We start from the raw sequence: 11,221 nt of genomic DNA on the forward strand, positions 1-11,221 counted from the left end.
TTTGCCTTTCTTCTCTAGCCTGATCTATTATTTATTGATTTTGTTACCCATTTCGTAGATCTCGGTAGTGATGAGGGCTTCCTTTTCATCAAAAAAATCCCGATTTCCATCCAGTTTTCCGGCTTTAAATCTTCTTATTTCTTCAAGAGATCCGTCTTCTCTGTAGACTCTTACTTCTCCTTCAGGTTTGTTGTCCTGGTAATTGACAGCAAAATTAACTTGGCCATTTTCAAAGTAGTTTATTTCCAATACAGGATTACCCAGCTTGTCAAAGCTCTTTTTTTGCTCAATTGCACCGGAAGGGTAATATTTTTCAGTTGGCTGGGTCGGTATTCCCTTTTTAAAAATTCCCCTTTCTCTGATTTCTCCATTTTGGTAATAGGAAACCAATTCTCCTTCCTCATATCCTTTCTTATAGCTCCCTCTTCGTTTCGGTGATCCATCGGGATAATTGAGCTCATAGATTCCATCCAAAAGCCCTTTTGAGAAGTCAATCACGGAAAGTACCTGTCCATCTTCATAGAATTGAGTTTCTCTGCCGTCCAGTTCTCCGTCTGAATAGATGGCAGAAATGAGAATTTGGCCACTTTCTGTAAATTCTTCGAAAAGACCATCGTATTTACCTTCGAAGAAATGAACTTTGGAAGCTTGTTTTCCCGATTCATAGAATGTTTCGCTCACACCATTTGGCTTGTTGTTTTTGAAGTTGGTTTTATCGCTAATCTGACCGGATTCATAATAGGTGATCACTTCTCCTTCGATCCGGTTAGCTATATAAATGGATGTTTGCTTAAGTTTGCCACCGGGGAAATAGCTTCTGGATTCTCCCGACCGGACATTTTCTACAAAAGGAATGGTTCTCACGGTATCTCCTGTGTCAGGGTCCAAATCCACAAACAGCCCATTTCTTTGGTCATCTTTCAGTTGTCCGATAAGAACAAGGTTTCCCTCTCCGTCAAAGCGCTTGATTTCACCGTTGGCTTTCCCATTCACCACAAAAAACAATTCCTTGATGAGGGTTTCCTCCTCGTCATAGTAGGTACGGATAGTGTCCTGAGCGTAGGAATACTGAGCTAAAATTGTCAAAAGGATAAAGGCAATTGTTTTTCTCACAGTTTTTGGGTTTTGGGAAGATGACCTTGACAAGTTGTCAAATCTCTGGTAAATATTCCATTCATTGGTAAGAGTATAAAAAAATCTTATTCCTGATTGTGTTTTTTTTAGTTGGTTGAATCTATTTCAAGGAGTAATAGAAATATTCGGGCTTACTTTTTTTCGTGTATCCCATTTTCCATTTGTAAAAAAGATTTAAGGAGTCATCAATGAGTCCGCGGTATACTAAGGCCACTGTATTATCATGCAGGAAAATCAGATGTATATACACTAATCGGAAGTAGCACGAAAGTCACCGACCAAGTTAGCGCAATACATCTTGCCGGAATGAGGGACTTTTTTTAAGTCTTGCAAGCGCAATAAACCCACTATGTATTGAATCTGAAGATTTAAAATTCCTGTAATTAACCGGTTGGTAAAGGTTCGGTTAAAAAAAAATGCTTGATCAGGATATTGTCCAATCGAATCACTTTTGAAAAATAAGACAAGGAGTTTGTAAAGAATGCTAGACTGGCTTTTGCCATTAGATGAATAAAATTGGGTTTATGAACAAATCAAAAAGTGAGCTTTTATGCATTTTACTGCTGCTGTTGATATCTGTAGGCAATGTCTATGGTCAGGAAACGCTCACAATCAAAGAGGCTGTGGATATGGCGGTAACCAATTATGGAACCATTCAGGCAAAGGGATATTATGCGGCATCCTCCATTGCGCTGGCAGACAAAGCCAAACGGGAATATCTGCCTGATTTTACACTTTCTGCCCAGCAGGATTACGGAACTGTGAATGGGATAATCAGTCCATTATGGGGATTTGGCGGCTATGGAGTAGCTTCTTCCGGTCTTCCCCGAAGTGAGCAAAACTGGGATGCGGCATTTGGCGCTTCCTACGTTGCCAACATCAACTGGGAGGTTTTTTCGTTTGGAAGGGCTTCCAGAAAAATACTAACTGCTGAGGCTGTTGCTGATCAGGACCAAAAAGACCTGACTCAAGAAATATTCCAGCATCAAGTAAAGGTAGCTAGTGCCTATCTAGACGGAGTAGCTGCACATAAGCTCACGGTTACTTTTGAGAAAAACATGGAAAGAGCAGCGACTTTCCAGCAGATCGTAAAAGCTAAAGCCAGAAACGGTTTGATCGCCGGAGTGGATTCTTCTCAGGCCGATGCGGAGTTTTCCAATGCTAAAATCGCTTACCTGAAATCTCTGGATAGAGAATTGGAAGCTCAAAATACCCTGATGAACCTGATTGGTGTCGACAGCAAGGAATACACACTGGACACCCTGTTTCTCTCTAGGGTTCCGCAAGAATTTGTAGCCGACACGGGCATTTCGAATCACCCACTATTGGAATGGTACCGGGCTAGGGTCAATGTGAATGAGCAGCAGACTGCCTATTTCCGCACCTTCAATTATCCTTCGATTGCTTTGATCGGGATTGTCCAGACGCGTGCTTCCGGTTTTGGGCCTACCTACAATTTGGATGATACGGACTTTTCACATTCCTACTGGGATGGCATCAATCCTACCAGATCAAACTACCTAGTAGGAGTAGGGCTCACGTGGAACCTTTCCCAGATTCTAAGGACTTCCAAGCAGGTTCAGTCTCAGAAATTTATCAATGCCGCGCTTTTGGAAGAATACCGGCAAGCAGAGCTTCAGATTCGTTTACAGGGAAATTTGTCAGATAAAAAGCTGCAAAATGCTTTGGAAAGTGTAAATGAAGCGCCCATTCAGGTCACGGCTGCTTCACAGGCCTACCAGAGACAGCTTGCTTTGTATGAAAACGGCCTGACTGATTTGGTAAATGTCACCCAAACCCTTTACCTCTTAATCAGGGCTGAAACTGATATGGCCATTGCCAATAACAATGTATGGCAAGCTTTGCTCTTTAAGGCTGCTGCAGCCGGAGATTACAGCTTATTCGAAGACCAACTTTAAACCACAGCGATTGAAATGGAATTGATACGTTTTGCATTAAGAAAACCAATTACAATTTTAGTGTTGGTAGTGGGTCTTTTGTTCTTTGGAATAAAGGCTGTGGATACCATCAAAATTGACATTTTTCCCCAATTAGACCTTCCTGTACTTTACTTGTCTCATCCACACGGAGGTTATATGCCTGAGCAGATGGAAGCATTCTATGGGAAAACTTATGTCAATATTTTTCTCTTTGTCAATGGAATAAAGCAGATTACCACAAAAAACATTCAAGGCTTGACCTTGATGAAGATAGAGTTTTATCCGGGTACAGACATGGCTCAGGCAGCTGCAGAGATCAGTGCCTTTTCCAATAGAATTCAGGCCGTATTTCCACCGGGCTCAAATCCACCCTTTATAATCCGCTTTGATGCGTCTACATTGCCTGTAGGACAATTGGTTTTAAGCTCGGATACCAGAGCGAATAATGAGCTTCTCGATATCGCAAATATAAATGTACGCTCGACCTTCACTTCAATTCCCGGATTGGTTTCTTCACCTCCTTTTGGCGGGAGTTCCAGAACTGTAGTGATCAAAGTGGATCCGAAAAAGCTCCGTGACCACAATCTTACCCCTGATCAGCTTGTAGAGGCCATGCGGGTAAATAACATCACTACACCTTCCGGAAATGTACGGATCGGAGATGTAAACTATTTAACTCCTGCTAACACGATTTTAAGTACAGTTCAGGAGTTTGAAGATATTCCGCTGTTCAAAGAAGATGTCCATAATCTCTACATGAAGGATGTGGCTACTGTGGTAGACGGATCGGACATTGCATCTGGTTATGCCTTGGTGAATGGAAGGAGATCTGTTTACTTAAGTATTGCCAAAAGTGCGGATGCATCCACTTGGGAGGTAGTTCAAAACCTAAAGAAATCCATTCCCGATATTCAAAGCCAATTGCCAGAGGATGTCAAACTTACTTTTGAGTTTGACCAGTCCCAGTACGTGATTAATTCAGTGGACAGCTTGATGCATGAGGGGATTATTGGTGCGGTTCTTACAGGTTTGATGGTTTTACTTTTTTTGGGTGATGCCCGCGGAGCTTTGATTGTGATTTTGACTATTCCTGCTTCAATTATTACGTCTGTTTTATTCTTGAATTTGTTTGGTCAGACAATAAACATTATGACTCTGAGCGGTTTGGCTTTGGCGATAGGGATTTTGGTGGATGAGAGCACAGTGACTATAGAAAATATTCACCAGCATTTTGATATGGGCAAACCCAAAGCACTTGCAATTTGGCATGCCTGTGCGGAAATCGCCTACCCTAAATTACTCATTTTGCTTTGTATTTTGGCGGTGTTTGCCCCCGCATTTACCATGGGAGGCATTCCCGGTTCGCTTTTCCTTCCTTTGGCTTTAGCGATTGGATTCAGTATGATCGCATCCTATTTTCTTTCTCAAACCTTCGTCCCTGTCTTGGCAAATTGGCTGATGAAAGTAAAGCATCACACGAAGACGGACGGTAGCCAAATGAATGAACAGGAAGAGCTTAGGTCGGCGGGTGTAGACAGTTCTTTAGAAAGTAGCCATGGACAAAAAGTATTATTGGCACAGCGGGTTGATATCAATCGGGATGGTAAAATCAGTCTATTTGAACGATTCCGTAGACGTTATTTAAACTTGATAGAATCGCTGCTTCCCTACAGTAAACCTGTATTGATCATTTATTTGATCGTCAGTGTAGGGCTGGTGGCATTGATGGTGAACGGGATCGGTAGAGATGTTTTACCCCGGGTAGATGGTAGGCAGTTTCAGTTGAGGATGAAATTACCTGACGGTACCAGGATGGAAACGACCGAGGCGGAAACTATCAAGCTGCTGGCCGGGATTGACGAGATCGTAGGAAAGGAGAATATCTCTGTGACATCCGCTTATGTAGGGCTGCATCCCCAGCTTTATTCCATCAATCCTGTTTTTCTCTGGATGTCGGGTCCGCATGAGGCAGTGCTTCAGGTTGCTTTGAACAGTGATTACGAGGTGAATTTGGATGAACTCAAAGATGCTATCCGTGAGAAAGCCGGCGTAATCAACCCTAGGATGAGTCTGTCCTTTGAACCTATAGAACTGACTGATAAAATCCTCAGTCAAGGCTCTCCTACACCGATTGAAGTTCGTTTTGTAGGCCGTAATAAAGAGTTGAATAGGGAATACGCAAGGAAACTGATCGATAAACTGAAAACAATTGATTACCTCAGAGATATACAGATAGGACAGTCTGTGAATTATCCGACCATAAATATTTCCATCGACAGACTCAGAGCTGCGCAGCTTGGGGTGGATATCAGTGACGTGTCCCGGTCTCTTATTGCATCGACCTCTTCCTCTAGGTTTACCGAGAAAAATGTTTGGGTAGATCAAGCAAACAGTAACAGCTATAGTGTGCAGATCCAAGTACCGGAAGGGCAGATGAACAGTATTGAGGAAATTGGACAAATTCCCATTAAAAGAAATTCTGCAAGGCCTGTGCTTAGTGATATAGCGACGTTTGTGGAAGGCAGGACTGAAGGCGAGATTGACAACTTGGGTGCAAACCCAATGCAAACCGTCACAGCGAATCTAAATGATATGGATTTGGCGACAGCGGCAGCTGATGTAAATGCTGCTATAGCTTCACTTGGCGAACTGCCTAGGGGATTGAAAGTAGAGCTGATAGGCATGAGTGCCACACTTATCGAAACGCTGGATAGCCTAGAGGGAGGCTTATTGGTCGCAATAGTGGTGATTTTTCTGATGCTTGCGGCAAACTTCCAATCGTTCAAAGTATCGGGTGTGGTATTGGTGACCGTACCTGCCGTCTTGATGGGGGCATTGTTGTTACTGATTGCGAGTGGGTCTACACTTAATCTTCAATCTTACATGGGAATCATCATGTCAGTAGGGGTTTCTATTTCCAATGCTGTTCTTCTCATTACCAATGCCGAAGAACTCCGCTTGAAAAATGGAGATGCTACCAAATCTGCGATAGAAGCCGCTTCTCTGCGGGTACGACCGATCGTGATGACTGCGATGGCCATGGTGGTGGGAATGATTCCCATCGCAATCGGAATGGGAGAAGGTTCCGAACAAACATCTCCGCTGGGAAGAGCTGTAATTGGAGGGTTGATTGCCTCTACCATTGCCGCACTTATCATTCTTCCCTTAGCATTCTCTTGGGCCCAGGCCAAAACTACCACGCAAAGTGTCTCTCTTGATCCTGAAGATGAACATAGCATCCATTATATCCCACAATCCAATTAAGCTGTTCACCCAATTGATTATGAGTGATTACCTAACTAGGCAAAAAATGAAAATCAGAGAATATTCAAAGTTTACAATACCTCTTTGTATTGCGGTTGGCATGGCTTTTCAAAGCTGTAAATCTGAAGGAAAGAAATTTTCGGATACCACTGCGGAATCTGTGGTGTTGACCCACGAAGGTTTTCGGTTAAAGAAAGGGGCCGTGTCATCCTCTTTCAGAATTCCGGGTGAACTTATAGCAAATCAGCAGGTGGATATCTATGCCAAGGTGAGCAGTTTTGTGCAGAAACTGCTCGTAGATGTAGGGACGGAAGTGAAGCAGGGACAATTGCTGGTCACGCTGGAAGCTCCGGAAATCAGTTCCCAACTGGCAGGTGCAGAATCCAGACTCAAGTCATTTGAAGCGGTTTATCTGGCAAGTAAATCTCGGTATGACCGGGTTTTGAAAACCAGTGAAACCCCGGGTACCATCTCTCAAAATGATTTGGATATGGCTTTTGCAGCTCAGCAATCAGATCTTGCCAAATGGGAATCTGCCAAAGCGGCTTATCAGGAAGTGATGGATGCCAAGAATTACCTGGAAATAAGGGCTCCGTTTTCAGGAGTAATTACTTCGCGAAATGTGAGCACGGGAGCCTATGTAGGGCCCTCCGGAAGAGGATCGGAGCAACCGCTCTTCACATTGCAGGAACAGAAGAAGCTGAGACTTGTAGTTAACGTGCCTGAATTGTACGCTTATACTATGAAGAAAAGTAATGTCGTAGAATTTACCGTTCGTTCGTTTCCGGGAAAAGTATTCAAAGCGGAGGTTTCCCGATTGGCAGGAGCACTGGATGATCGCTTGCGGGCTGAGCGGGTGGAGATGGATGTGACTAATCCTGATGGTGAATTACTCCCAAAGATGATAGCGGAAGTGACGATTCCGATCAATACTGATGGCAACAGTTATGCAATACCTCAGTCAGCAATTCTGAATTCGACCTTGGGCACATTTGTAATCAAGATGGAAAATGATAGGACACTATGGGTTCCTGTCAATGTGGGAAGAAGCGGTGGAGACATTATTGAAGTTTTCGGAGATCTGAATGATAGCGATATTTTGCTGAAAAGTGTGTCAGAAGAAATAAGAGACAAGTCTCCTGTAAAAGTAGAAATCACTGAATAGATAGTCAGTGATTTCTGCATATTTTATAATTTGATTCTGATTACATTTTCTCAATAACTATCGCCGAGGCTCCACCGCCTCCGTTGCAAATGCCTGCAACACCGATTTTACCATTCCTCTGATGTAGTACAGAGTTCAAGGTGCTGATGATTCTGGCACCCGAAGCTCCAAGCGGATGCCCCAAAGAAACAGCTCCACCAAAGACATTGATTTTGTCATTGTCCAGGTTCAACTCTTTTTGATTGGCTAGTGCCACAGCAGAAAAGGCTTCGTTGATTTCGTAGAAATCAATGTCTTCTGCAGTCAATCCTGCATGCTTTATTGCTTTTGGTATCGCTAGGGCAGGGGCAGTGGTAAACCAAAGCGGATCGGTGGCGGCATCGGCAAATCCCCTGATTTTTGCCAGAGGTGTTAATCCCAATTCCTCCGCTTTTTCCTTGCTGACTAATACCAAAGCTGATGCTCCGTCATTCATAGTGGAAGCATTCGCAGCTGTGACTGTTCCTTCCTTGTCAAATACCGGTCGAAGTGAAGGGATTTTGTCAAACATCACATTCTTATATTCCTCGTCCTCATCGATGAGGATAGTTTCGCCTTTTCTACCTTTGATTTCTACCGGGATGACTTCATCTTTGAAGTAGCCTTTGGCCCAAGAATCAGCCGAGCGTTGGTAGGATTGGATGGCATAGGCATCCTGAGCTTCCCGGGAAATATTCATTTCTTTGGCCGTATTATCTGCACAATTTCCCATCGGGAATTTATAATACACTTCGAAAAGCCCGTCTTTTACCAAGCCGTCTATAAATTCTGCATTACCGTATTTATAGCCAAACCTTGCCTGTGGTACATAGAACGGCACATTTGACATGCTTTCCATTCCTCCTGCCACCACTACATCATTGATCCCAAGCATGATAGACTGTGCGCCAAACATAACGGCCTTCATACCGGAAGCACAGACTTTGTTCACTGTGGTACAAGGAACGTTGTAGCCAATTCCTGCCCCGATAGAAGCCTGTCTGGCCGGAGCTTGCCCCAGGTTAGCGGAAATCACATTTCCCATAAAAACTTCCTGAACCTCCTCCGATTTAACACCGGCTTTGGTGAGCGCTCCCTTAATGGCTGCACTTCCGAGCTCCACTGCTGTAAGTCCGGCTAGCTTACCTCCAAAACTCCCCAAAGGAGTTCTCACGGCTGAAACGATGTATACTTCTTTGATCATGTTTATTTGGGTTTAAAATGAGACGCTAGATTTTAGATACTAGACATTAGATCTAAGAGCCAAGGAACTGAAACATAGAGCCAAGAACTTAGAATCAAGAAATTAGAATAAGATGACCAATTGCATAAATTAAATTCATTGGGTTACAAGACGTTAAATACTCCGGATTTACCAGTCTTGAATCTTGTGTCTAAAATCTTATATCTATCTATTACCAATCAGGAATCCCTCTTTTAGGCCTTTCAGTGGCTTTTTTCTTGTTTTGCTGAATGTAGCGTAGCTCTGCAGCGTTCATGCTTTCGAGTATTTGTGCGGCTTGCTCAGGAGTGAGATTCATTGCTTTTAGCTTTTCTTTAAACTCCTCCATAGCCTTTTGCTTGTCAGCTAGATTGGCATCCATTTGGTCATTGGCATTTTCGCCGGGCTTATCATCACTCTTCTCAGATGGATCGCCGGATTGGGATTCTTTGGCTTTATCCTCATCGGTTTTGTCGCCGTCTTCCTTGGATTCTTGCTGCTCCCCATCTTCACCCTGACTCTGTTGATCTTCCTGCTGTTGCTTCTGTTGTTGATCTTGATTCTGCTGGTTTTGTTGGTCCTGCTTGTCTTGTTCTTCCTGCTCTTTTTCCAGCTTTTCTTTCAAAGCCTGAAGTTTGGCATCACTTGGATATTTGGACAACCCATCATTGACTGTAGCTAAAGCTTGATCCTTTTCAGTTTTTACATAAGAACGGGCAGCACGGTTAAAGTATTCTCCGGAAGTTTGGGCAATACTAGACGCAATGCTAAGAGTAAAAGCCAATCCCAGAAGTATTAGAATTTTATTTTTCATCGATCTCTGTGATTTCTTGAAGACTACTGATAAACTGCTGGTAAGCCGCAACGGTTTCATCTTGTTGCAAAGCTTCATTCATTAGGTTAAACGCATCTTTGAAGCGGAATTGTTCCACCATTCTGTCTGCTTCAGCTTTTTTGCGCTTGGCAAACTCAGAAGGATCAGGCTTGTTTTCATCTTGGTCTTTGCGTTCTTGATCACGTTGTAACCATCTTGCCAGCAATTCATAATTGTGTCGGGCTACCTCATTATTAGGATCTTGGATCAAGGCAGATTTAAATTTGCTCAGTGCTGGTTCGTATTCTTTTTTATTTCCCAGTAATACTCCTCCCTGATTGAAAGCAAAGGAGGCAAGCATCTTGTTTGAGGATACAGAAGCCTTGTCATAAAAAGCACCGGCCTCTTCCGGCTTCTCAGCATATTGATTGCTGAGTCCCAGATTATAATCCAGTTCAGGTGAAGAATATCCGAATTCATCAATTAGAATCTGATGGTTTGTGATTGACTGTTCGTATTCAGCTTTGGCGTAGCTTTCTCCTGCCAGATTTATGGCAGAATTCAATCGGGAAACCCGAGTCCAGGATGCGGGAATCAGAAGAAAAACAGCCAATATTAGCTTACTCCAGCTCATTTACAATTTGATAGTTTTGATTGGTAACATCATGTCCAGCAAAGAAAGGACTAAGCCGGCCAAAAGAAAATAAAAATACTTATTTGCGGAAGCTTCCACAATTCTAGATCCGGTGACTCCGCCCTCTAGCCGTTCTAATGCAGAAATTAAATTTCCGATTTCCTGAACTTCATCAGAAATCTCAAAGTATTGTCCATCTGTCTCGGCAGCGATTTTCTGAAGGGATGAGCGATCAAGAGCAGTTTGTGCAGGTTTGCCTGTCTGAGGATCAATCACCAGACCGTTTCCTCTGGGGATACTGCTTCCACTTGTCGTTCCTATTCCTAATGAGAACACTTTTATTCCTTCATTATTCAATTTGGAGCCAATTTCCCCTAGATCATCGCCGAAATTTTCTCCGTCAGAAATTAGAATGATTGACTTGGCTTTCACTTCCTGGCTTTCATCGTTGAGAAATTTTTGTTCAGCCATTCTCAGTGGTCCATTGAGGTCTGTACCGGAATTGGGAACCAATCCTGTATTCAAACCATCGATATGCAATTGAAGCACACTTTGATCAAAGGTAAGAGGGCACTGAAGAAATGCTTCAGAACTGAAAATAATCAATCCTATTCTATCCGAAGGAAAACTTTTTGTTAGGTTTTTCAACTCAAACTTAATACGCTGAAGCCGGCTAGGTCCTACATCCGTGGCATTCATAGACTGAGATAAATCTATTGCTATAAAGATGTCTTTGCCCTCTTCCTGAATTTCTTTCAGGGTCGTACCTATGGATGGTCCGGCAAATGCAATGAGAAACAGCACAAAATAAACCGTTCTGATTACCACTTTGGTGAACAGTCTGCGCTTTTGTACTTCGAGTCTACTATTGATTTTCCAGTAGCGAAATAGATAAATAAAATACAGCAAGCCGAAAATGCCGGCTAGCAAGAGGGTGAGTTTTACGTCCGGATATGCCCAAATCATGACCTGAAATTATAAAATAAAGATTACTTTGAAAGGAAGAATGGCGTAACTGGCGACCATAAAT

At 43.0% G+C, this 11,221-nt stretch carries 8 protein-coding genes; 3 read left to right on the plus strand and 5 right to left on the minus strand.

All coding sequences use genetic code 11. From position 1 onward, the window contains the following. Nucleotides 1-27: 27 nt before the first annotated feature. Complete coding sequence (locus tag J2X69_RS09565; protein WP_310102150.1) at nt 28-1,113, minus strand: toxin-antitoxin system YwqK family antitoxin; 1,086 nt, start codon at nt 1,111-1,113, stop codon at nt 28-30. A gap of 545 nt (nt 1,114-1,658) precedes the next feature. On the opposite strand from J2X69_RS09565, the gene J2X69_RS09570 reads away from it, so the two are divergent. The 3 genes from J2X69_RS09570 to J2X69_RS09580 are packed head-to-tail and all read left to right on the plus strand — an operon-like array spanning nt 1,659 to nt 7,503. Next, nucleotides 1,659-3,053: a TolC family protein gene (locus J2X69_RS09570; RefSeq protein WP_310102153.1), complete on the plus strand. Its 1,395-nt coding sequence runs from the start codon at nt 1,659-1,661 to the stop codon at nt 3,051-3,053. A gap of 15 nt (nt 3,054-3,068) precedes the next feature. After that, nucleotides 3,069-6,338 (plus strand): efflux RND transporter permease subunit, encoded by a 3,270-nt coding sequence (locus J2X69_RS09575; protein WP_310102156.1) that lies wholly within the window; start codon nt 3,069-3,071, stop codon nt 6,336-6,338. Between the two features lie 46 nt (nt 6,339-6,384). After that, nucleotides 6,385-7,503 carry an efflux RND transporter periplasmic adaptor subunit gene (locus J2X69_RS09580; RefSeq protein WP_310102159.1) on the plus strand — a complete coding sequence of 373 codons (1,119 nt, stop codon included), beginning with the start codon at nt 6,385-6,387 and terminating at the stop codon, nt 7,501-7,503. Between the two features lie 40 nt (nt 7,504-7,543). Here the strand turns inward: J2X69_RS09580 and J2X69_RS09585 are convergent, their stop codons facing one another. The 4 genes from J2X69_RS09585 to J2X69_RS09600 all read right to left on the minus strand — a co-directional run bounded on the left by J2X69_RS09585 (nt 7,544) and on the right by J2X69_RS09600 (nt 11,157). After that, nucleotides 7,544-8,722 (minus strand): acetyl-CoA C-acyltransferase, encoded by a 1,179-nt coding sequence (locus tag J2X69_RS09585; RefSeq protein WP_310102468.1) that lies wholly within the window; start codon nt 8,720-8,722, stop codon nt 7,544-7,546. 214 nt (nt 8,723-8,936) lie between these two features. Further along, nucleotides 8,937-9,557, minus strand: a complete 621-nt coding sequence (locus tag J2X69_RS09590; RefSeq protein ID WP_310102162.1) for a hypothetical protein — start codon at nt 9,555-9,557, stop codon at nt 8,937-8,939. Then, a complete protein-coding gene (locus J2X69_RS09595; protein ID WP_310102165.1) occupies nt 9,547-10,191 on the minus strand; it encodes a hypothetical protein in 645 nt (214 codons plus the stop codon). Before J2X69_RS09595 ends, J2X69_RS09590 begins: the two co-directional genes overlap by 11 nt. Beyond that, a complete protein-coding gene (locus J2X69_RS09600) occupies nt 10,192-11,157 on the minus strand; it encodes a VWA domain-containing protein (RefSeq protein ID WP_310102166.1) in 966 nt (321 codons plus the stop codon). Between the last annotated feature and the right edge of the window lie 64 nt (nt 11,158-11,221).

Source organism: Algoriphagus sp. 4150, from assembly GCF_031457395.1.
Classification (GTDB): Bacteria; Bacteroidota; Bacteroidia; order Cytophagales; family Cyclobacteriaceae; genus Algoriphagus.